Source organism: Spirochaetota bacterium, assembly GCA_030154445.1.
GTDB lineage: Bacteria > Spirochaetota > Brevinematia > Brevinematales > Brevinemataceae > Brevinema_A.
In genome coordinates this window covers 19,311-43,067 of record JAGUQW010000013.1, presented here as the reverse complement: position 1 = coordinate 43,067, position 23,757 = coordinate 19,311, and the positions used below count along the sequence as shown (strand labels likewise).

Sequence of the window (23,757 nt, the reverse complement as noted above, 5' to 3'; positions counted from 1 at the left end):
TTATTCTTCACTATATTCTTCTGTATAACCACATGCTGTATGCATACATTCTATTAATTTGTTTTTTCCTGCTTGGAAGAACAAAGGTGTTTTATCATTAGGACACGCCTTTCCTGATGGTTTTGCGTTTGTTAAAAAATCACATTCAGGGTAATTCGTACAAGCATAAAAGGCTCCACGACGACCACCTCTTTTTTCTACAACTTTTCCAACAAGACATTTTGGACATAATCCAAAAGGGATAGGTTGTGCATTAACACATTCTGGCCAACCAGAACAAGCCAAAAAGTATCCATATTTGCCTAATTTTTTTAACATAGCTCGTCCACATTTTTCACAAACTTCATCTGTTTTTTCGTCAAAAGCACCTTTAATAGAATCAACTTTTTCAAAAGCTTCCACCACTGTTTTGTTAAATGGAACATAAAATTCTTTTACTACGCTCTTCCAAGCTAATGTTTGTTCTTCAACGGCATCTAATTTTTCTTCCATTGTTGCCGTAAAAGAAGCACTGATTAATTCATTGAAATTTTCAATTAATAGTTTGTTTACTGCTTTGCCAAGATCTGTTGGTACTAATGTTTTACCAGATTTTTTTACATAATAACGCTTTGTTAATGTCATCATTGTTGGAGCATAAGTAGATGGTCTTCCTATACCTAACTCTTCCATGGTTTTTACAAGAGTAGCCTCTGTATAGCGAGGAGGAGCTTGAGTAGATTTTTGCTCTTCCTCTAAGGAAGAACATTTGATTATTTGTCCTTTTTCTACACTGGGTGGTAGTTTAGATTCTTTTTTATCTACTCCTACATTCCATACTTTTTGAAATCCATCAAAAATAATAATAGAACCAGAGACAGTGAACAAACAATGTCCGACTTCCAAACTTAATGCAGTAACAGATCTTTCAACAGAAACCATTTGAGAAGCTATAAATTTTCTCCAAATCAAATTATAAAGTTTATATTGATCTGTTGACAAATAACTTTTAATAGTATCAGGATGATGTGCTATTATAGCAGGACGAATCGCTTCATGGGCATCTTGTGAATTTTTTTTATTAGAAAAAAAATTGGGTGAGCTTGGAATATATTTTTCACCAAATTGTTCTAGAATGTAAGTTTTCGCTTCTTGTGCTGCAATAGGTGAAATACGAGTAGAATCTGTACGCATATAAGTAATCAAACCTGTTCTACTACTTCCCAAATCTATCCCTTCATATAATTCTTGAGCGGTACGCATTGTCTTTGCTGCGGCCCAACCTAATATATTATTGGCACCCTGTTGCAGTGTACTAGTGATAAATGGAGCAGACACTTTAGTTTGAGAAGGTATTTTTTTTACATCTTTGACAATAAAGTCTTTTCCCTTGATCTCTTTTAATAAAATGTCCATTTCTTTTTTAGATATGATCACATGCTGTTTGTCTTTGTTTTCTAATTCATTAGGAGATACAATTCTTTTTTGACCTACTTTATTCAAAGTAGATTGAAATTTTGATTTACCCGCTATTAAATTTGCAGATAACATCCAATATTCTTGAGGAATAAAAACTTCTATTTCTTTTTCTCTTTCTGTAATAATTCTTAGCGTTGTAGATTGAACACGACCGGCTGAAAGTTTGCCTTTGACCTTTTTCCAAAGCAAAGGACTAAGCCCATAGCCAAACAATCTATCAATAACTCTACGACCTTGTTGCGCATTCACCAAAGCTTCTGCGATCTCTGTAGGTTCTGATACAGCTTTTAGAATAGCATCTTTTGTAATCTCACTAAAACGAATTCTTTTGATAGGAATTTCTCTTTTTAATTTTGGTAATGCTTTTTCTTCAAAATAATTTTTCAAATGACTCGCGATAGCTTCCCCTTCACGATCAGGGTCAGAAGCTAATAATATTTCACTAGCATTTTTTACAGCGTCCATTAATTCTTTCATTACTTTACTACGATCACGCATGACAATATAACGAGGATCAAAAGTTTCTGTATCTATCCCTAAAGTAGATTTTGGTAGATCAATCACATGTCCTGCAGACGCTTTAATAGTGTAGCCAGAACCTAAATATTTTTTTAGTGTTGTTGCTTTGGAAGGAGATTCGACAATAATTAGTTTTGTTAATTTAGTAGGTTTTTTAGTAGGTTTTTTTGTAACACTGGTAGTTTTTTTTACTTTAGAAACAGTAGCCATGAAAACTCCTTTTAGTTTTTGAGTACAAGACAATGATTTAATATGATAATTATATAAATAGTTTCACTAAATAGTCAAGAATAATGACAAAAATTAATCAAAAAAGATCTCTTTAATAATTATAAAAATAATTATAAAGAAATCTTTGAAATGCGAATTCTTATTTATTTTTGCTCTTTAATATCTGCTCTATAATCAGCCAATCATGCTCTTCGTCAATTTCAACATAAGTATCTGCTGACATCTCATACAATCCTATTTTTCCTGAGAGATAAAATTTATCTTTCAAAATATTATCTCTTGTATTAATATAAAAAGCTCCATTTTCTACTAGAATTCCTTGCCAGTCTTGACGACGAGGCTTATTCGGTATAGTATAATTAATCGGTTTTTTTGTATCTTCATCCCATATAAAACGATGTTGTCTTACTACAGAAACAACAGAATCATAACCTTGCTCAAGTAATAGTATTCCTTTTGTAATATCGTCTACAGAAATTAATGGTGAGGTAGCTTGTATCAAAATAAGATTAGTATATTTTATTTGTTGAGAAACTTCTAATACTACATCTATGGTAGGAGATATATTAGTAGACACCTCTTCAGAGCGTCCTACCACCATGATCTTATCAGAAGGATATTCTCTAATAACTTTTGCTATCTCATCAGAATCTGTTGCAACAACCACGGTATCTATCAATTTACACGCTGTTGCTGCATCCAAAGCATAATAAGCCAAGGGTCTTCCATTTAATAATTTTATATTTTTTAGAGGTATTGATACGCTTCCTCCTCTCAGAGGAATAAATGCTATATTTTTCATACTCATACTACCTTTATTTTATTAACTTTTTAATAACTTTTAGAATAATATATGGAAATTTTATTGTTTGATACACTGCTTGTACTAACCAAGAGTTTCTTATAAAATCCCACTTACCCATTAAGTCTTTTTTTATAAATATGTTTTTAACCTGTTGTTTTATACTTCTTTGTTCTTGTTCTTGCTCTTGTTTTCTTTGTTCTTGTTCTTGCTCTTGTTTTCTTTGTTCTTGTTTTCTTTGTTCTTGTTCTTGTTGTACTGTTAAAACAATATCCTTTAGATAACCTTCTGGTTTTTCTTCAGGGATATAGGGAGTGTCATTTTGTATAGGTGCTAGAGGAACTAATGTTGACAAAAAGCTACTAGGCGTAATGGAATAAAGATTAACATTGTTGAAGTTTTTGATTAATTCTATAGCTTCTATATCCATCTTTTCATCATGCCACTCATCTACATTAAAAAAAGGATTTTCAACTCTAATATTAGCGTTATCAAAGATCTTGTTCAATACTTTTGCATTATTATAATCAAAAGCATATCGATCCTTACCTTTATAAAAATCAATACCTGTGACATAGATATCTATATATCCCATAGCAACTGCTGTAAAAATCATAATAATACCTGTTGTTGGATATACTCCATAACTAATAAACCAATAATTAACAAATTGAGATATTTGCTTGTGTTTGGTATATATATCAAATGCGACTTTTAATGTCCAAAAATCTTGTAAAGACTCTCTATTATGTATGCCATGAGTTAAAATTAATCCTGAAAAATATTTTTCAGTGAAAAAATACTCGTGTGAGGATTCCAGTATAAAAGAAGTATTAAATAAACTTTGAAAGGTTGGGTTTCCTATAAAATAACCCGTTACATCTTTCCCAAGATAATATTTATCTTCAAAGAAAAATTGATTGCATCTAAAAACATCGTATTCTTTAGGCAATCTTTTATAATCAATCTCTTTGAGAGATGGGCCATTACCAGCTATAATGATAGGTTTCATATTATATTACCCCCCACAATTTTTAATAATAATAATAATACAATTACAAATAAAAATCAATCTTATGTTATATTATAATTTACAAATCAAAAAAATATGCTATACTTAAAAGCAAAATTGGTGGAGAATATAATATGATAAGAGTTTTTTCTGGGGCATTTGTGGGACTTAATAGTCTCTCTATAGAAATAGAAATTGATATTAGATCAAAATTAAAAAGTTTTGAAATTGTAGGTCTTCCTAGCACAGCCGTTAAAGAATCCAACAAAAGAGTAGAAGCAGCTATTGTGAATTCAGGCTTTCACTTTCCAGGCAAGCAAATTGTGGTTAATCTTGCTCCTGCTGGCGTAAGAAAAATAGGAACTTTATTTGATCTTCCTATTGCCTTGGGAATATTAGCTAATGAATCCGATATGCAAATACCAAATGATACTTTCATCATTGGTGAACTTTCTTTGGATGGAGGACTAAGGTCAGCCACAGGAGTGCTCCTACTTGCAGGACATGCTTTAGATAATGGCTTCAAAACTTTTATCTGTCCAAAGGTTAATGTTCAGGAAGCAGCTCTTATCAAAGGTCTACAGATAATCGCTGTTGAAAATTTAGCAGAAGCGTTTGGGGTGCTCAATGGAACAAGAGAGATACCTGAAATTCCTAAAACTACTCACTCCCCTTTTCTTAAAAAATATGAATGCTTTAGTGATGTTAAAGGACAAGAAAGTGCCAAAAGAGCCTTAGAAATAGCTGCTTCTGGGGGACATAATATTCTAATGTTAGGCCCTCCTGGTACTGGCAAAACAATGTTGGCTCGTCGTTTGCCTGGTATTTTCCCTCTCATGACAATAAAAGAATCTCTTGAAACTTCTAAAATACATAGTATTGTAGGAACTTTAGAAGAGAATACTCTCGTCCAACAACGAGTCTTTCGTGCACCACACCATACTGCTTCTGATGTTTCTATTGTAGGTGGTGGTAGATTTCCCAAACCTGGTGAAATAAGTTTGGCTCATAATGGTATACTATTTTTAGATGAAATGCAGGAATTCAGTAGTGCTGTCATACAAGTCTTGAGACAACCTTTAGAAGAGAAAAAAATTACTATTTCTCGTGCCGAAGGTGCTGTAGATTTTCCTGCTAATTTTATGCTCGTGGGAGCAATGAATCCTTCTCGTAAAACACAAAGAGATATCACAGAAGCTTGGAGTCCAGAAGATCTCAAACGATTAATTCAGAAATTTTCTTATCCTTTTCTAGATAGAATCGATATGCATATACAAGTAGGACCTGTCCCTTATGATAAATTAGACAAAAAACACAAAGGTGAATCTTCAGAACAAATTAAAGAAAGAGTTTCTCTTGCTAGGCAAATTCAAGCAGAAAGATTCAAAAATCATAATATTAATGTGAATGCTGACTTAACTCCTAAGTTATTAGAACAATTTTGTGAGCCAACACAAGTAGCCAAAGATATTCTAAAAATGGCAATGAATAAATTAAATTTATCACTAAGATCTTACGATAAAATTATTAAATGTTCCCGTACTATCGCTGATCTAAGTGGTGATGAACAAATAAATGAAATACATATTAGCGAAGCATTACAATACAGAGCTTTGGATAGAATTTTATCTAATCAATAAAAATATCACAGAAATCTTGACAAAAGATATGAAATCTATTATACTCATTATTAATATGCATTATTAAAATTAATGCAAACCTTATAAAAGGAGACTTTCCATGTACGCAATGGTAGAAATTGGTGGACAAACCCACAAAGCTGAAAAAGGTTCAGAGTTTCTCGTTAATCTTATGAAAGAAGAAAAAGGATCAATTGTTGATTTTAATAATGTTATTATGCTTTCAGATAATGGTAACACAGAAATTGGATCACCTTATCTTTCTGCATCAGTAAAAGTAGAAATAGTTGAACCTGAAGTAAAAGGCAAAAAATTAACTGTTTTTAAATATAAAAACAAAACTAATTATCATGTAAAAACAGGGCATAGACAAAAATATACCCTTATCAAAATTATTGATATTTCAAAATAATTATGATTGTTCTTACTCTTAATGAGTTTGAAAATTATTATTATGTGAAAGCTGTTGGACATAGTGGAAATAAAAATAGAAGTATTATTTGTGCAAGTGTTTCAATATTATTAGAGACTTGGCGTTTAACGGAAATAGCTTTAGAAAAACAATCTATTATTTCTAGTGATGGTTCGTTAGAAGCAACGATTTCCAAAACAACTATATCTCAAATATTATTTGTACAATTGTGTATAGGATTAACAGCTATACACAAACAATACCCTAGTGATATTTCACTCAATATCGGAGGATAAAAATGGCATCAAAAAAAGCTGGTGGATCTGCCAAGAATGGTCGCGATAGTGAATCAAAGAGACTTGGTGTTAAAAAATTTGGTGGCGAAGCAGTAATTGCTGGAAACATCATTTTACGTCAACGTGGAACAAAATACCATGCAGGGGTATCTGTAGGTAGAGGTGGAGATGATACATTATTTGCTCTTGTAGATGGTGTTGTACTTTTCACTTCTCGAAGAGGTAAAACTGTTGTAAATGTAGCGACAGTTTAATTTTTAATTTCAAATATAGGTGAGTGCTCATAATACTATATGTCTTTAAAACCTAAAAGGGTTCTATTTTATGATAACAAAAGAACAATTATCAGAATTACACGCTCTCTTGACAGAAATGAAAATAGAGCTTATTGAAACGATAAAAAGTGAACTTGAAGATGAAAAAAGTCCTTTCAATGTTACTGGAGATATGGTTGACAAGGCAGAAGCGATTACATATGTTTCTGTAAATGAAGAATTAACTTCTGGTCAAAAAAATACTCTAGATAAAATTGATAGAGCTATTAAACGCATAGAAGATGGTATCTTTGGAAAATGTAGTACTTGTTCTAATTTTATCGAATTAGATCGTCTCACAGCGATTCCTTATGCTGAAACTTGTAAAGAACATATGCACTAACAAACAATTAAAAAGCTTCTTATTTAAGAAGCTTTTATTTTTAGAAATAACATTTTTTGGATATATCAATGAAAAAATTATTATTATTGCTATTATTTCTTTCTATTGTATCTTGTGGTACTTCAGAAAATTTACAAACAACCTCTTTTACTATAAAAAATGGAGAATCTATTCATCAAGTTACTACTAGATTGATTGATAATCACATTATTTTAAACAAAAATCAATTTCGTGTTTTTGCAAAAATTACTGGTAAAGATTCCAAACTTAAAGTCGGTACATATAATATTCCTCCTAAAATATCTTACAATAAATTATTAGATATTTTAACATCTGGTAAAGGTATTGGTATTCTTATTACTATTCCAGAAGGATTTAATATTTTTCAAATAGCAGCTTTGTTAGAAAATAATAATATTGTATCAGCTGTAAATTTTCTTAATGAAGTATATAAAAATACTTGGTTAAAAGAACTTAATATTCCCACCAACAATAATACTGAACCTATTACTTGTATAAAATATTTTACAGATAAAAATGATTATGAATTTGCTGTACCTGTTATTCCTAAAAAATATTCTTTAGAAGGATATCTTTTTCCAGATACTTATTCCTTTGATAAAAACAGTTCAGCAAAATTAATTGTACAATCTATGGTTTATCGTTTTAATAAAATCGTCAACAATTCTATTTTAGCTCAAATAAAACAACAAAACAAAACATTAAATGAAATTATTATTCTTGCTTCTATTATTCAAAAAGAAGCGACTAATATCGATGAAATGCCTAAAGTTTCTGGAGTATATAATAATAGATTAAAGCAAAATATGATTTTACAGGCAGATCCAACATTAATTTATGCCTTAATTCTAGATGGAGAATATGATGGAAATATTAAAACCAAACATTTAAGACCACCTTGGCCTTCTCCGTATAATACTTATTACATCAAAACACTTCCTATTGGATCTATTTCAAATCCAGGTAAAGAAGCTATTTTGGCAGCTTTAAATCCTACTATACATGATTATATATTTTTTGTAGGAAATCCAGATGGAAAACATACTTTTTCTCGTACTTATAGTGAACACAAAAAAGCTGTAGACAACTGGATTAATCATAATAAGAGGTAAGAAATGATTGATAGAAATGAATTAACTATCTTATTAGATTCTTGGTTAGAACCTCATAAGATAAAAGATTATACATTCAATGGATTACAATTTGAAGGGAAAAGATCTATAACACATATAGCTTGTGCCGTTGATGTATCTTTAGATACTCTCACTCAGGCAGCTAAATTAGGTGTTGATTTTTTAATCACACATCATGGATTAATATGGGGTGGACTGCAGAAAATAACTAGTTTTGATAAAAATCGAATTCAAATATTATGTGAGAATAATATGAATTTATATTGTTCTCATTTACCTTTAGATATTCATAAAAAATTAGGTAATAATGCCTTATTAATAAAATTATTAAATGCTAAAAATACAGAAGAAATATTCTTTGATGTAGGTTATTATGCAAATATAGATACATCTTATCATCAATTAAAAGAAACAATTCGAGAATATATTTCAGAAAAAATTGTGGAAATGAATTTTGGACCAGATAAAATAAACAAGATAGCTATTTGTTCTGGAGGTGCTACATTAGATTTAAAAGCACTATTTGAAGCGAGTTCTAAAGGAGTTCAAACAATACTTAGTGGTGAAACTAATAGTTTGTATTATCATTATGCTAAAGAATTAAAAATGAATATTCTTTGTGCAGGACATTATGCCACAGAAACTTTTGGAATCAGAGCTGTAAGTAGAGAAATTCAAAAAAAATATAAAGATCAAAAAAGTATAATCTACACTTTTATAGATATTCCTACAGGCTTTTAATTTTTTTAATTTTTATCCATAAATCGAAGATGTCTTCCAACTTTAAAATATGGTGACTTTCTTGCTGGAACATTAACATTTTCGTTTGTTTTAGGGTTTCTAGCTATTCTAGCTTTACGTTGACGCACACCAAAAGTACCAAAACCTCTAAGTTCAATGCGTTCACTATCATTAAGCTTTTCTATTTCTTGACGTATTGTTTCAATAAATTTTGATACAATAATAGCTATCTGATGCTTAGAAACACTTAACTCCATAACCTCATCATTGTTATACACCAGATCTACTAAATCAGATTTAGTTAATTTACTTTTACTCATATTATACCCCCCTATCTACATAATGTATTTGGATGTACATATTTACTATATAGTGAATTGTTAAATTATATTATTTATTTAAGCTATATGAATTTTTAAATAAAACTTCCATAGATGATTTGATTCTTGAAGATGTATTTCTTGAAAGAACACCTTTAGCCCAAGCTCTATCAATTTGTTTTTTAAACTCATTTAATTGCAATTGTGCAGCTACAACTTCTAATGTTTTCGCAGTCAATACAGTAGTTGTATTTCTTCGTAAATGTCTGATAAAAGTTCTAATCGCTTTATTACGCATATATTTCTTTTCGGTTTGTTTTACACGGGTTTTAGCTGATTTAATATTAGGCACTTAGTCCCTCCATTGTTTTTATATATGTTATTATACTATGTTTATATATAGAAAGTCAAGTCTTTACAAAATTTTATCATTACAATCTTATTTATCTTTTTCTGCTTTTTTATCTTTTTCTGCTTTTTTATCTTTTTCTGCTTTTTCTTGTTTTCTTCGTTCCCAAAAACTAAGTGGCTTTTCTTCTTCTAATGTATCTTCTTTTTCTTGTTGTTTTAGTGTATTTGTTTTGGTTTGTTTTGGTTTTTGAGTATTTATTATTAATTGATTGCTTAATTGTCTTTGTCTAACTTTTTCTTCTTCAGCTATTTTCCAGTCCTGTTCTCTAGATATTCTCATTTGTTCATTAAAATCATCTTCTACAGATAGTATCTGATCTGATACTACACTTGGATCAATAAAAGAGATTAAGTGTATTCTTTCTTGAACTTTATTGTTTTCTATTTGCTTCTGTTTAAAACTAGATTTAAACCCTATAAAACGAGAACGTTTAGTTAATAAACTTTTTTTAAATTGAATATTTGAAATAATAATATTTGTTCTATATATTTCACCTTTTAATAATTCTTTTAGAGAGAGTATTGTTTTTTCTTCTATCTCAATCAAAGGGAAAAGATCTATAGAAATATCATTAATATTATATAAAGATATATTTTGAAATTCAATTATTAATTCTATGGTATCATTTATATTCACTTTACTAGTATTATATTTCTGAACTAAAGGATAATATCTTTTACTCTGTTTCCATTTTCCTATTAAATCTCCAATAGATAGCATCCATTCATATGCTAAATAAGGACCTCTGTTTCCAAACATAGCTCTATAAAAATCTTTAATTCTTATAGTATTTACATTATAATCATTATATAAATTAAGGTTGTAATTAATCCAATTATCTATTGCTGAACTTTGACCAGATACTACATTATTATAATTCAAACAATAAGACAGAACTATTTTATCTTTATATTTATCTAAAATATTATCTTTATTAATCAAATTAAATTGTGTTGATAAATTTTGTGTAGACACAGACAAATCAAGAAAAACAAAATCTACTCCTGTTGCAAATGCCATATCTAAAAATCTAGAATTAGAACTTAACTCTTCTCCTGTAAAAATAAAAAAGATATGTTTATCTTCATTTGAACTATTTATTAATTCTCTAAAATATGCAACAGCTTTATATTCTGTCCAAATAATAAAAGCTTCCTGCACAGGATTAGAGGCATCTTGTTTGAACATATTAGAAAATTCACTAAACAATTCTTCATGATAATTATTAAAAAATACTCCTGTAAAACCAACATAATCAATACTACTATCTTTCATATGATCTTTAAAAATCAATTGTAATTCTTCTTTTCGTTTCTGGTCGTTCAATGAAATAATACTTTTATCTTGAATATTCTTATTTATAGATTTTGATAATAAATAATTATAGCCAGCAACATCTAAGCCATCAATTTCTAATGCTTGTATCCACAAAGCAACATCTTGACCTGCTTTTGAAAAAGTATTTGCTAACAATTTGCTTTCTTTTAATTTTTGTATATCCCATATAGTATTTTCTGTTTCAAAAGTTTTTGTAATCGCTGATGGCATAATAATCGCATCAACATTTAACAAATCAAACCATTTTGTAATTTCTGAAAAACTTGTTTCTTGACCATTAGTGGATAAAAATTTTCGTAAAGATAATACTTCTTTAGAATCTAATCCTAAAAAAGCATATGACTGTGGTAATAAATATTTTGATAATTTAGATCTTATCACAATAGAAATCTGTTGTTCTATTTTTTTGTAAAAAGGATCAGTTTCAAAGGTGACTATTGCGGTAAGAATTCCTTCATAATTAATATCTTTTAAATATAATTGATATTCAAAGATATTTAATTCCTTATTAAATATCATCGTAAACTCTTCTTGATCAAAAATATTTTTTAATAATTTATTTTCTTCATTATATATTTTTATGATAGGAGTAATATTAGTTGTTACTAATCCTGTTTTTTTATCTACAACACCCAAGTTAAAATTGATTTTTTCATATTTATTATAAGCAACTTGATCACTTTCGAAAAACATATATTGATCATTTTGTATTTGGGTTGAAATTTTTTCTTTAGAAAACATAGTTACATCTGAAAAATTAGGTAATGATCGTATCATTTCTTGATAACTTTTATTTGCAAAAGGTTTGAATATAAATGGTAACAAAATAAAGACTAAAAATAATCCACTTAATATTAAAGTTTTTTTATAATTATTTGAATTCATTATCTACTCCATTTTTTTGATTTATCAAAAAATACTATTATAGGATTTATTATTAAAAATGATAATATAATATTAAATAAAATAACTATAATAGTTATATATCCATAAGGTATTAATTTACTATACAAAACAAAGACTAATACCATTGATGAAAAAGATACAGCTATTGTATACAAGCAAAGTAGTAAACTTCTTAAAAAAAATGACATTATAAACCTACCTGTGTTTTTAGTGAATATTAGATGAATTATTCTTTGTAACTCTTTACAAATATATTATAATTCTATTATAATATATTTTCATGTTTGATCATCGGAAACATATAAATAAACTAAAAGGATTTTTTGTGCTTAATAATCAAAATTGGGATGTTATTATTGTCGGGGGAGGCCATGCTGGTATCGAAGCCTCTCATGCCTCTGCTCGTATAGGTGCAAAAACATTGCTCTTAACTTCAAATATAGATCTACTAGGTCATATGTCATGTAATCCTTCTATTGGTGGAATTGGAAAAGGTCAACTAGTCAAAGAAATTGATGCGCTTGGCGGATTAATGGGAATAGTGGCTGATCAGTCTAGTTTACAATTTCGTCGTCTCAATACCAAAAAAGGACCAGCTGTTCGCTCTTCTCGTTCTCAAGCTGATAAAGTAGCCTATCGTTCTTTAATACAACAGTTGTTATTTCAACAAGAAAATCTCACCATCATTCAAGAAGATATTCGTGATATTATAGTTTCTGAGGATACTGTCATTGGTGTGATTGGTCAATTAGGTCAAGAGTTTTATGCCAAGTCTGTTGTTATTACTCCTGGAACATTTCTTGATGGAATTATTCGTATCGGTGATTTTTCTACCCCCGCTGGGCGTATGGGAGAAAGCTCGTCCATTGCTCTGTCCCATCGTATCAAAGATCTTGGTTTCAAAACCCCTCGATTCAAAACTGGTACACCTCCACGCTTAGACAAGAGAACTATTGATTTTTCTAAAACAGAAGCTCATACAGGTGATCTTATTCCAAGACCCTTTTCTTTTAGGACTAATTTTGAAACATTCAAACCCTCTCAAGAATTATGTTATCTTACCCATACTTCAGAATTAACACATCAAATTATCAAAGATAATATTCACCGAGCACCTATGTATTCTGGAGATATTGATGCCACAGGTGTTCGCTATTGTCCTTCTATAGAAGACAAAGTTATGAAATTTCCTGATCATGAACGCCATCATGTCTTTTTAGAACCAGAAAGTATTTTCACAGGTGAAATTTATCCTAATGGACTGTCTAATGCACTTCCTATAGATATTCAAAAAGAATTATTACGCAGTATTCCTGGATTAGAAAATGCTATCATGACAAGACCTGCTTATGCTATAGAACATGATTATATAGATCCTACAGAATTAACCCCATGGTTGGAAACCAAAAAAATAAAAAATCTTTTTCTTGCAGGACAAATTAACGGAACTACTGGATATGAAGAAGCTGCTGCCTTGGGAATGATAGCAGGAATAAATGCAGCTCTCAAGGCTGGCGATAGTGATCCTTTTGTACTTAGTAGAATGGAAAGTTATATTGGTGTAATGATAGACGATCTTACTACACTAGGAACCATAGAACCTTACAGAATGTTCACTTCTCGTGTAGAATACAGACTAAGTATAAGAGAAGACAATGCTGATGATCGTTTGACTCCTCTTGGCTACAAACTAGGAATCATTGATCAACAAACCTTTGATCTATGTCAACAGAAATATGCTAAAGTTCAAAATAGTTTAGAATTTTTAGATAATAATTTTGTAACTCCTTCAGAAAAATTACATATTATTTATAAAGAATTAAACACTCCTATTCCCTTAAAAAGTATTTCATTAACTGAATTATTAAGAAGACCAGAAGTTACTCTTGAAAATATGCGTACCGTATTACCTCAAAAAAATATCAATATTCCAGATCTTACTTATTTGGAAGAAGAACAAGTATCTATAGAAGTAAAATACAAAGGTTATATAGATGACGAACTCAAGCGTATTGCACACCTAAAAAATATAGATACCCTTGTTATCCCAGACGATCTACCTTATGATAGAATATCAGGATTGAGATTAGAAGAGATAGAAAAATTATCTCAGCTTCGCCCTCATACCTTAGGTCAAATATCTCGAATTCCAGGTATTAGACCTGCTGCTATTCATATCATCTCCCTTATACTCAAATTCAAAGGTGAAAAAGGGATGAACGAGCATGTCATTAAAGCTCCTACTTGGGGACATAGCTCTAGTGAATATCAAAAAGATATTACAACTAATAACAAAAACAAATCTTAAAAAAAAAGACCATCCTAGTGATGGTCTTTTTTTTTAATCAAAACAATATTTATGATATTATATAAAGCATATCTTTGATTGCTCTATCAAGACCTACAAAAATAGATCGTGAAATAATAGCATGTCCTATATTTAATGTATGTATTTCTGGAATAGATGCTATCATCTTTGTATTTTCATAATGTAGTCCATGCCCAGCATTCACTTGTAAACCGAGAGAATACGCATATTGACTAGCGTGTTTTAATTCTTCAAATATTCGTTTTTGATCCTGAGATGTTACCGCATCAGCAAACCCACCCGTATGTAACTCAACAATATCTGCTCCTAATTCATTAGCTAATTTGATACTATCATCATCATGATTAATAAAAAGACTTACTCTGATATTTCTACTTTGTGCTTTACTAATAAATTTTTCTAATTTATCTTGAGAGGATACAATATCCAAACCACCCTCTGTTGTTACCTCTTCTCTTTTTTCAGGCACTATACAAACTTCTTCAGGGCAAAGATCCAAAGCAATGTGAATAATATCATCATAGAGAGCCATCTCCATATTCAAGGGTAAAGAACATGCTTCCCTAATAAGATAAACATCTCTTTTTTGAATATGACGCTGATCTTCTCTCGGATGAATAGTTAGATTATATGCTCCAGCATTTTGTACCATATAAGCTGCTTGTAAAGGCTCTGGGTAACTAGTACCTCGTGCTTGTCTCAAAGTAGCTACATGATCTATATTTACACCTAGTTTTTTCTTAATAAACATTCTACCCTCCAAGAGATATCTGTGAGTATATTTTTTAATATCCTAAGTAATATTATTATTTTTATAAGGAAATGATTTTCTAATACCAGCATACAAAGAAGGAACTATAAATAATGTAAAAATCATAGACAGCATCAAACCCCCTATCATAGAGGTAGCCAAAGATGCATAGGTAACTTCTCCATCACCTAGTCCTAAAGCCATGGGGGTCATTCCAAAGATAGTTGTTAATGTGGTCATACTTACTGGTCTAAATCTTCTAAGTCCTGTTTTCAAAGCAGCTTCATCTGGTGACATACCTTGATATAATAGAATATTCATATAATCAACTAGAACAATACCATTATTAATAACAATACCCACTAAAATAACCATACCTATCATAGAATAAACATTTAATGAATTATTAGTTATCCATAATAAGAACATAGATCCTAATACTCCAAAAGGAACAGATATCATAATCACTAAGGGTGCTATATAAGATTCAAACAATGATGCCATCAACGCATATACAATAAATATTGCTAACAAAAATGCTATTATCATAGCTTGGGTACTTTTTTTAGAATCCTCATAATCACCTTTAAAAACAAGCTGTGTTCCTACAGGGATATAGATGTTTTCATTTATTTTTTGTATAAGATCATCAACCACACCCATAGCATTTTTTGAATATTCACTGCGTATGGATGCTCTTATATTTACAATCCTAGTAGCTGTATCTCTTCTAATATCACGAGGTCCTATAGAGTCTTGTATATCTACAAGATCCTTTAATGCTACATTATGCCCATTTTCAAGAGAAAGTTTCAAATTTTTTAAAGTTTCTATAGAAAGTCTATCTTCTTTTCTTACCCTAACTCTAATATCAATATTATTTTCTAAGACACCTGCCACATTACCCGCAAATCTACCACCAAATGTGGCTTTAATAATTGTGAATAATTCTTTAGGAGTAATACCAACACGAGCTAATGATATTCTATCAGGTTTTAATACAATTTCTGAAACAGCTGCATCTGATACATTTCTTGGATTTCGGATACTAGGTACTGTTTTTAATAATTCTACAATTTTCTCAGCTAGTTTATGTGATTGATCTAAATCATTTCCTTGGATTTGGATATTTATTGATTCTCCGCCAGAACTACTTCTTTGTACTCCTGTAGATATATAATTTTTCACAGGATATTGATCCAAGATAGGATTTAATTCATCTGCAATAGCATGTACATCCTTATCACGCTCTGATCTAGGAATAAGAGTGATTCTCAAGCGAGATCTATATTCTAATACAGCAGAAGCACTTTGCCAATTTAATTTGACTTGTAGACTAAGGAGTTTAGCTCTATCTCCTAACTGATCACGAATTTTCTTTAAAATTTCTCTTGAAATTCTTTCATTTTGTTCATATCTTGTACCCAAAGGATAGCTCAAATTAATAATTATTTGACCCTCATCACTAGCTGGCATATATTCTTTATGTATATTATATGATAAAAGCCCCACTCCTATTAGAACCATTGACAACGAAAAGATAATTAATTTTTTCTTATTATAGATACACCATTCTAACATTCTATAATAAAACATATCCATAAAAGATAGTACTTTACTATTCCAACGAATATCTTTTGAAGATTGCTGTCCTGAGGTACTAGGATTTTCTTTGATTAATATAGAACATAACATAGGAATTAATGTCATAGAAATAAGTAATGATGCTAACAATCCTACAACTACTGTAATTACCAAATCTTTGAACAATTGTGCTATTATTCCTTCTAAAAAAAAGATAGGAGTAAAGACAGCTATAGTCGTAAAAGTAGAAGCTGTAATCGCCAAGACAACTTCTTTAGTACCTTGTATTGCTGAACTGTACCTGCCATAACCTTCATCTTTATATCTAAAAATATTTTCTAATACTACGATAGAAGAATCTACCATCATTCCTATTGCTAATGTCAAACCAGCCAAAGAAATAGTATTAAAACTTAAGCCCAAGGTATACATCGCAATTAAAGTGATAATGATAGAGGTAGGGATAGATACAAAAATTACTAATAAAGATCGCCAATCCCATAGATAGAAAAAAATCACTAATAGAGCAAAAAAACAGCCTTGTATTGCTGAATTAATAACACTCTGTAAAGAACGATCTATTTCACGAGCATTATTATACATTTCCAAAATATAAACATTAGAAGGTAATTTTTGTCTTAATTTTTGAAAATATTCTTGAACTTTTTCTTCTACTCTAATTGTATTAGCTTCTGATGTTTTTGTGATTTCCAAAATAACAGATCCTAGTCCAGCTTTGCTAGGACTTTCATCTTTAATATTTTTAGCTGAAATAAAAGTCAAACCATTATCTTCATGAGCACCATAATTTATATGAGCAATATCACTAAGAAATACAGGCACATTATTTTTGTAGGTAATTACGATATTTCGAAAATCTTGTAAAGTTTTAAGTTCTCCATCTATACGAACACCAAATTTATAAATACCTTGATAAACATAACCTCCAGCCGAAGAAAAATTATTTTTAATAATAATATTTGCTACTTGTTCCGTATTCAAATTATAAGCTTGCAATCTATTTTGTATTAATTCTACATGGACTTCTGTTTCTATACCACCAGAAACAGATACTTGTCCTACACCTGAAATTTGTTCTAAATTTTTTCTTATATAATATTCTGCAAAATCATAAGCCGTTGCTTGATCTTCAATCCCAACGATAACGAATCCTAATATAGGATCATCATCATTAGAAAATTTGAATATTTTAGTTCTTCCTACATTATCTGGAAAATAAGATCGTGCTATATCTATTTTCTCGCGTGCTTTAAAAATAGCATCGTTTAGATCAGTACCCCAAGCATACTCCAAACGAATAGAAGAGCTACCTTCTCTAGATACAGATGTTATTTTTTCAACACCATCTAAAATAGACATAGCGCTTTCTAAAATTCTAGTAACTGCTACCTCTACTTCTTCTGGACCCGCTCCTGAGTAAGAAGTACTTACTGTCAATACAGGAGATTCTATTTTTGGCAAAAGATCTACAGGAATACGAAAAGATACTAAAATACCTAAAAACATTAAAATAGATAGAAACATGGACATAGCAATAGGTTTTTTCACCGATAGATCAATAATAAACACATCAATCCTCATTATAGAAATAAAATATTAAAAGACAGCATATATTAAAAGACAATATATTGTAACTTCTAATAAAAAAAATGTCTATTTATAATAAATAGAGCTTACATAAAAAAAATAAAAAAAGTTTACAATCTCCTCATCTATTTCAAACTATAATTCTTATTATAAGCAAAAAAAAATGAATAATGAGCTAGATCACTCTAATATTATAGAACGATCCCTTTAGAGTATGATGGTCATACAAACCAGCTTTATAAATCCTGAAGAATCTATGCCATTAAATAAAATACATCAAACTTTATCATCTCTTTTAAATTGCAATCCTTATATAAGCAAAAAAAATAAAAAAAAGCTTGCAATCTCATCTATTTTAAACTATAATTCTTATTAAATAAGGTTTTAAATAAAAAATAATAAGGAAAGGTGTATGTCATACAATTTTTTACATATATTAATATTTTTATTAATAATACAGCAAAATGGATTTGCAAATGATAATACTAAAACAGATAAATGGGAGAATGATTTATTGAAAATATATAATGGTACTGTTGTATATACATCATCTGAATTATTAAAAATGAATGATGAGCTAGATCACTCTAATATTATCGAACGATCTCTTTGGGGTATGATGGTCATACAAACCAGCTTTATAAATCCTGAAGAATCTATATCATTAAATGAAATACATCAAGCTTTATCATCTCTTTTTCAAAAAAATCTAAAAATATCTAATAAAAAAAACACTGCTAAAGAACAGTATTATGCAGGTCGCTTTACGTTTTATTTATTAGGATATTCTACTTTTTATAAAATTCCTAAAGCTTCTTTTCATGATATCTATATACAATATCGTACTTTATTATCATCTGTAATATATAAAAATCAAGGATATATTAACAACGCAAATATTTTGATAGCTGATGGTCTCAGTAGACCTACAGATTTTAATACAAACAACTGGAATACTTTTATATTAAAATCTACGGATAATAATATATTATCATCCGTTCCTACTGAATTTCAATATAGAGCCTATCTTGCAAAAGCAAGAATCTTAATAAAAACCAATAGGATTAAAGAGGCTCAAATATTAATTAAAAATGCTATTGCTATCTTTCCTAACGGTGCTGCCGAAGCAATCATTTTAAATAATTCTATATAATAAGGATTTCTTATGAAAATAATAATAGCACTACTTCTTATATTAACTAATATTAATATATATTCCCAAGAAGTAAATCCAGAATCCTACAAAAAAGTATCCTTCGAACAAGAATTTAATTACTATGGCCCACCATTCTTCTATCATGGAGGATTAGGCTATCAAAAAGATGATTTTAAAATGATCTTTCCTTATGTAGGATATACTTTTAATCCCATGGGTGATTATGGCGTAGATGTATACACTGGTTTTAGTTTTGCCTATCAAAATATTATCTTCCATGCAAAAGCAGTCCAACAATTAGGAACATGGAAAGAAACATTTGAATTAGATTATTTAGAAGCACTGAATACTTATGGAGTTTTTTCTATACAATATAGTGTTTCTGGCATCAAAATGACAACAAGTGTTGAAGTCGGTAAAACATTAATGACTAACGAAAGTTCTTTAGGCATAAAAAGTGGAGAAAAAGTACTCTCTATAAAACCATCTGTTATTATTTCAGGTATTGCATTAGATAATGTTGTTTCTCGAATAGGCTATGAAATTGATTTTATCTTTGATATTGTTCCTGAAAAAAATACGCATGCTTACCATTTTAAAACTTATGTACCTATGAATTTCAATCTAGCTTATGGATGGTTAAATTTAAATATTATGCCAGGATTTGAATATAAAGATTTTATTAATAGAGGTAGTGAAACATTTTTATTATCAGGTCGTATAGAACCATATAAAATAGTAAAATTTTTATCAGAACATCAAATGCCAAATTATCAGTTTAGTGCTTCTGTTGGTTTTGAATTGCGTCTATATATGAAATTTCTCAATACCCTATCGCCATCTTTATCCAGATTTTTTATCAATGTATTTACTACTATTGGATATGCTTCTGAGTTTCATCAAACACCTGCTCAAGGTGATCTATTATATATCTATGGAGGAGGAGTTGGATATTATTTATTTGATTCTGCAGCATTTGTATTTAATGTAGGAGCAGATCGAAGTAAAGAATTATTTTTAAATATATCATTTGTAAGTCCGTTTGATGTGTCATTATAAATAAAGGAGAAAAATATGAAAAAATTAATTGTTTGTTTGCTGCTAATGGTAACCACCACCATGTTCAGCCAAGAAATTCCTCAAACATTTAAAGAGGTGTATTTATCTGTACAAGACACAGATAAAAAAGATTTTGCCAGTAGAGAAGCATATCTTACTAGATTGTCAAATATTATGACAGAAGATCTAAAAAAAATATCTGATAAAGAAAATCAGTTAATATACAAAGCTAATATTACTGAAATGTTTGCAAATATTACTGCCGATTCTAACAAAAATGAAATGACAAAAGCTGCTGTTAAAGAACTTTACAGTATAGAGGCAGAATTAGTTGCTTATGAAAAAGATAATAAAGTAAGTAGCGCATTTTATACTTCTATCGCAAATATAAGTGGAAGAATTCTCCATTTTGAATCACTTGCCTCTACTATTAAACTATCAAAAAGAAATTTAGATTATTTTAATAAAGCTATTAAAATAAATAAAAATGATTTCTCAGCATATTTAGGAATGGCTTTGTGGTATTTTTATGCACCAAAAGTTGGTGGTGGAGATATTAATAAATCTATGAACTATATAAATCAAGCAGAAAAAGTGGCTACTTTTGATTATCAAAAATATCAAATATATGTATGGAAATCTCAAATTTTATTTAAACAAAATAAAAAAGATGACAGTAAATTAGAACTCCAAAAAGCTAATGCTCTCTACCCAAAAGGTGAATTTCACAAAATTGTTGAACAAGCAAATGCACATGGTAATTTCTTTAAAATGAAATAATTAATATCTACACCAATATAGGAGTTATATATGTTAACAGTAAAAAATGTTTCTAAAACTTATCCAAATAATTTAATAAAAACAAATAATGATATTAGTTTTACTATAGAAAATGGGAAGATGGTTTGGATTTCAGGATCAACAGGTTCTGGAAAAACTACACTATTAAACATTTTAGCAGCTATTGATAATGTAGATGAAGGTCAAGTTTTTTGGAATAATCATAATATTACTGATATGACAGCTACCGAAAAAGCTGAATTTAGATTAGCTAATATGGGTATTGTTTTTCAATCATTAGAACTTATTAAATCTCAAAATGCTTTTAATAATGTAGCACTTCCTTTACGCTATCTTGGGTTGGATGAAAAAACTGTTCATACTGCTGTATCAGATATTTTTAATTATCTCAATATAGAAGAATTAATTGGAAAGTTACCTACACATATGTCTGGTGGTCAACAACAGCGTGTTGCTTTGGCTAGATCTTTGGTTAATAAACCTACACATATTTTAGGAGATGAGATTTCATCTGCCTTGGATTCTAGTACAGCTCATTTTATTTATGAAAAAATTTCTCAATATGTAAAAGAGTATAATGCTGTAGCTGTTTTAATTTCACACGATGAAACTATTAATAATTATGTCGATCAACATCTTGTAATGTCTGATGGCAAACTAGGAGTAAAATAATGAGAACATGGTTATTAGCATGGGATAATTTACGATTTAATTTCACAAAAACAATATTATCAATTGTTTTAATTGCATTAGCAACTTCTTCTATTTTAATTTTTAGAGGTTATGTTAATTTCACTGCTGAAGGATTAAGGATGGGCTTTATCGCTACATCTGGTGCAATGCAAATTTCACATCGTTCCTATTGGTCAGATGATTCTGAAACTCCTCCTATTTTGAAAACAGAAGATAAAGAAATTATTCAAAAAGCCTTAAATCAAATATCTGGTATTGATAGTATTACAGAATTATTAGCTTTTAACGGAATCGTTGGAACAGCATATAGAAGTACTTTTTTCTCTGGGACTTCTTATGAATCTTATCCAACAGGACTGTATCAAAAAATAGTAAAAGAAACTCCTGGACCTCTTGATGAAAATGGTATTGTACTCGGTACTGGAATTATCAATTATTTACAAATCAATGAATTAGATCCTGTTACTATTTTAGGTAATGGTGGAGATATGGGAATTGCTTTATCTAGTATGGAAGTAGTTGGTAGTATTGATATCGGAGATAGAAATATTAACAAAGTTATTGCTTTTGCTAATATTCAAAAATCAAGAGAATTTTATGGCTATACAGATGAGTTTGATAGAATAAGAGTTGATGTATCTTCTATCGATGATATTCCTAATATTTATACTCAATTGAATGAATTACTCAAAGATACACCTTACGAAGTTAAAGATTGGTTGTATCTAAATCCTTATTTTACAGATATTGAGACATTCAATAGTAATTCTGCATTTTGGATTACAGCTATTCTTATTCTTTTAATAATAACTTCTATTGTTCAAATGTTACAAATGAGCTATTTACAAAGAATGAGAGAGCTTGGAACTCTTCAAGCTCTTGGTTTAACTCCAAAAACTGTTTTCTCTTTATTACTAAGAGAAACCTTATTAATTTCAAGTGTTAGTGTAGTATTAGGAATAGCTTTTGCTTTTTTAACAAAATTTAGTATTCAATTATTAGGAGCTACTTTTAGTCCGCCGATGTCTACAGAAACCTTTCCATTAGTATTAATATATTATGTTAATGATATCATAATTATCAGTCTAGGTATTATGGGAATATCTATGATCTCTTCCTTATATCCAACATACAAAGCCGTATCTAAACCAGTTGTAGAGGTAATGAAATATGCATAAAATTATATATTTATTATTAGTTATAATAAGCACAGAAATAAAATCATATGGAACAGTACTAAAAGATTTTTTAGCATATCAAGAAATTATGCAATCTCAAAATGATCTTTATGAAATAGATAATATCTTTACTGCGATTACTAAAGATCGTACTGTAGATTTAGAAGCCAAAGTATTCATCAAAAAAGGATCTCAAGCATCTTATATTGTTCAAAATGGTCGTCCAACTATTTTTTTAACTACAAAATTAGGATCTTGGGTCGTTAGAGAAAATGTTCCAACCCCTCTAAAAGTCTCTGGAGGCTATACTGTCTTTGGAATTATGTCTGTTGATGATGTGTTAGGAATAGATTTTGCAGATGATTATAATATTATTTCTCAAGAAAAAAATAAAATAGTATTACAATCTAAAAATAAAAGTGCTACTTATAATTTTATTGAACTTTCTAAAATATCTGCAACAGTATTTGAATCTATATTGATGGATAAAAATAAAAAACCTATTAAAAGTGGATATTATGAATTAGGTACTGTTGATAATATTAAAACAATTGTAAAAGCAACATTTAAAGATCTTATTTTTGATAATCAACGTAGTAGTTCTTTTGTTGTTAAGAGTGTTAAAAAATCAAAAATACCTATACAAATTTTAGTCCCAGAAAGAGTCCAATTATTATTTAATCAGGTAAAATAACAATGA

At 29.4% G+C, this 23,757-nt stretch carries 22 protein-coding genes; 14 read left to right on the top strand and 8 right to left on the bottom strand.

Going from position 1 to position 23,757, the window contains the following annotated elements; translation table 11 throughout:
* The 3 genes from topA to KFW21_06450 all read right to left on the bottom strand — a co-directional run bounded on the left by topA (position 1) and on the right by KFW21_06450 (position 4,022).
* Positions 1 to 2,187, bottom strand: a complete 2,187-nt coding sequence (gene topA / locus KFW21_06460; protein MDK2819072.1) for a type I DNA topoisomerase — start codon at positions 2,185 to 2,187, stop codon at positions 1 to 3.
* A gap of 160 nt (positions 2,188 to 2,347) precedes the next feature.
* Positions 2,348 to 3,010 carry an acylneuraminate cytidylyltransferase family protein gene (locus tag KFW21_06455; GenBank protein MDK2819071.1) on the bottom strand — a complete coding sequence of 221 codons (663 nt, stop codon included), beginning with the start codon at positions 3,008 to 3,010 and terminating at the stop codon, positions 2,348 to 2,350.
* A 13-nt stretch (positions 3,011 to 3,023) separates the two neighbouring features.
* Positions 3,024 to 4,022 (bottom strand): hypothetical protein, encoded by a 999-nt coding sequence (locus KFW21_06450; GenBank protein ID MDK2819070.1) that lies wholly within the window; start codon positions 4,020 to 4,022, stop codon positions 3,024 to 3,026.
* 134 nt (positions 4,023 to 4,156) lie between these two features.
* Between KFW21_06450 and KFW21_06445 the strand changes: the two genes are divergently transcribed.
* From KFW21_06445 to KFW21_06415, 7 genes are all read left to right on the top strand, one after another.
* Positions 4,157 to 5,662, top strand: a complete 1,506-nt coding sequence (locus KFW21_06445) for a YifB family Mg chelatase-like AAA ATPase (protein MDK2819069.1) — start codon at positions 4,157 to 4,159, stop codon at positions 5,660 to 5,662.
* Positions 5,663 to 5,762: 100 nt separating this feature from the next.
* Positions 5,763 to 6,074, top strand: coding sequence for a 50S ribosomal protein L21 (rplU, locus tag KFW21_06440; GenBank protein ID MDK2819068.1), 312 nt, complete (start codon positions 5,763 to 5,765; stop codon positions 6,072 to 6,074).
* Between the two features lie 2 nt (positions 6,075 to 6,076).
* Positions 6,077 to 6,370, top strand: a complete 294-nt coding sequence (locus tag KFW21_06435; GenBank protein ID MDK2819067.1) for a ribosomal-processing cysteine protease Prp — start codon at positions 6,077 to 6,079, stop codon at positions 6,368 to 6,370.
* Between the two features lie 2 nt (positions 6,371 to 6,372).
* Complete coding sequence (rpmA, locus tag KFW21_06430; protein MDK2819066.1) at positions 6,373 to 6,624, top strand: 50S ribosomal protein L27; 252 nt, start codon at positions 6,373 to 6,375, stop codon at positions 6,622 to 6,624.
* Between the two features lie 70 nt (positions 6,625 to 6,694).
* Positions 6,695 to 7,027, top strand: a complete 333-nt coding sequence (locus tag KFW21_06425) for a TraR/DksA family transcriptional regulator (protein ID MDK2819065.1) — start codon at positions 6,695 to 6,697, stop codon at positions 7,025 to 7,027.
* A gap of 68 nt (positions 7,028 to 7,095) precedes the next feature.
* The gene (gene mltG, locus KFW21_06420) at positions 7,096 to 8,160 is read left to right on the top strand and encodes an endolytic transglycosylase MltG (protein MDK2819064.1); all 1,065 of its coding nucleotides are present in this window, start codon (positions 7,096 to 7,098) and stop codon (positions 8,158 to 8,160) included.
* Between the two features lie 3 nt (positions 8,161 to 8,163).
* Positions 8,164 to 8,922, top strand: a complete 759-nt coding sequence (locus KFW21_06415; protein MDK2819063.1) for a Nif3-like dinuclear metal center hexameric protein — start codon at positions 8,164 to 8,166, stop codon at positions 8,920 to 8,922.
* A 5-nt stretch (positions 8,923 to 8,927) separates the two neighbouring features.
* On the opposite strand, the gene KFW21_06410 is transcribed toward KFW21_06415, so the two are convergent.
* The 3 genes from KFW21_06410 to KFW21_06400 form a co-directional block, all read right to left on the bottom strand.
* Positions 8,928 to 9,242 carry an integration host factor subunit beta gene (locus KFW21_06410; protein ID MDK2819062.1) on the bottom strand — a complete coding sequence of 105 codons (315 nt, stop codon included), beginning with the start codon at positions 9,240 to 9,242 and terminating at the stop codon, positions 8,928 to 8,930.
* 70 nt (positions 9,243 to 9,312) lie between these two features.
* On the bottom strand, positions 9,313 to 9,594 hold the full coding sequence (gene rpsT, locus KFW21_06405) for a 30S ribosomal protein S20 (GenBank protein MDK2819061.1): 282 nt from the start codon (positions 9,592 to 9,594) through the stop codon (positions 9,313 to 9,315).
* 87 nt (positions 9,595 to 9,681) lie between these two features.
* Positions 9,682 to 11,877, bottom strand: a complete 2,196-nt coding sequence (locus KFW21_06400) for a hypothetical protein (GenBank protein ID MDK2819060.1) — start codon at positions 11,875 to 11,877, stop codon at positions 9,682 to 9,684.
* A 346-nt stretch (positions 11,878 to 12,223) separates the two neighbouring features.
* On the opposite strand from KFW21_06400, the gene mnmG reads away from it, so the two are divergent.
* Positions 12,224 to 14,206, top strand: a complete 1,983-nt coding sequence (gene mnmG / locus KFW21_06395) for a tRNA uridine-5-carboxymethylaminomethyl(34) synthesis enzyme MnmG (GenBank protein ID MDK2819059.1) — start codon at positions 12,224 to 12,226, stop codon at positions 14,204 to 14,206.
* A gap of 49 nt (positions 14,207 to 14,255) precedes the next feature.
* On the opposite strand, the gene KFW21_06390 is transcribed toward mnmG, so the two are convergent.
* The gene (locus tag KFW21_06390; GenBank protein ID MDK2819058.1) at positions 14,256 to 14,978 is read right to left on the bottom strand and encodes a pyridoxine 5'-phosphate synthase; all 723 of its coding nucleotides are present in this window, start codon (positions 14,976 to 14,978) and stop codon (positions 14,256 to 14,258) included.
* Between the two features lie 42 nt (positions 14,979 to 15,020).
* Positions 15,021 to 18,152 carry an efflux RND transporter permease subunit gene (locus KFW21_06385; GenBank protein MDK2819057.1) on the bottom strand — a complete coding sequence of 1,044 codons (3,132 nt, stop codon included), beginning with the start codon at positions 18,150 to 18,152 and terminating at the stop codon, positions 15,021 to 15,023.
* A 430-nt stretch (positions 18,153 to 18,582) separates the two neighbouring features.
* On the opposite strand from KFW21_06385, the gene KFW21_06380 reads away from it, so the two are divergent.
* The 6 genes from KFW21_06380 to KFW21_06355 are packed head-to-tail and all read left to right on the top strand — an operon-like array spanning position 18,583 to position 23,751.
* Entirely contained in the window at positions 18,583 to 19,323 is a 741-nt protein-coding gene (locus tag KFW21_06380) for a hypothetical protein (protein ID MDK2819056.1), read from the top strand.
* A 12-nt stretch (positions 19,324 to 19,335) separates the two neighbouring features.
* Entirely contained in the window at positions 19,336 to 20,385 is a 1,050-nt protein-coding gene (locus tag KFW21_06375) for a hypothetical protein (GenBank protein MDK2819055.1), read from the top strand.
* A 15-nt stretch (positions 20,386 to 20,400) separates the two neighbouring features.
* Entirely contained in the window at positions 20,401 to 21,165 is a 765-nt protein-coding gene (locus KFW21_06370) for a hypothetical protein (protein ID MDK2819054.1), read from the top strand.
* Positions 21,166 to 21,195: 30 nt separating this feature from the next.
* Positions 21,196 to 21,858, top strand: coding sequence for an ABC transporter ATP-binding protein (locus KFW21_06365; protein MDK2819053.1), 663 nt, complete (start codon positions 21,196 to 21,198; stop codon positions 21,856 to 21,858).
* Positions 21,858 to 23,057, top strand: a complete 1,200-nt coding sequence (locus KFW21_06360; protein MDK2819052.1) for an ABC transporter permease — start codon at positions 21,858 to 21,860, stop codon at positions 23,055 to 23,057. Before KFW21_06365 ends, KFW21_06360 begins: the two co-directional genes overlap by 1 nt.
* Positions 23,050 to 23,751 carry a hypothetical protein gene (locus KFW21_06355; GenBank protein ID MDK2819051.1) on the top strand — a complete coding sequence of 234 codons (702 nt, stop codon included), beginning with the start codon at positions 23,050 to 23,052 and terminating at the stop codon, positions 23,749 to 23,751. Before KFW21_06360 ends, KFW21_06355 begins: the two co-directional genes overlap by 8 nt.
* The last annotated feature ends 6 nt before the right edge of the window (positions 23,752 to 23,757 follow it).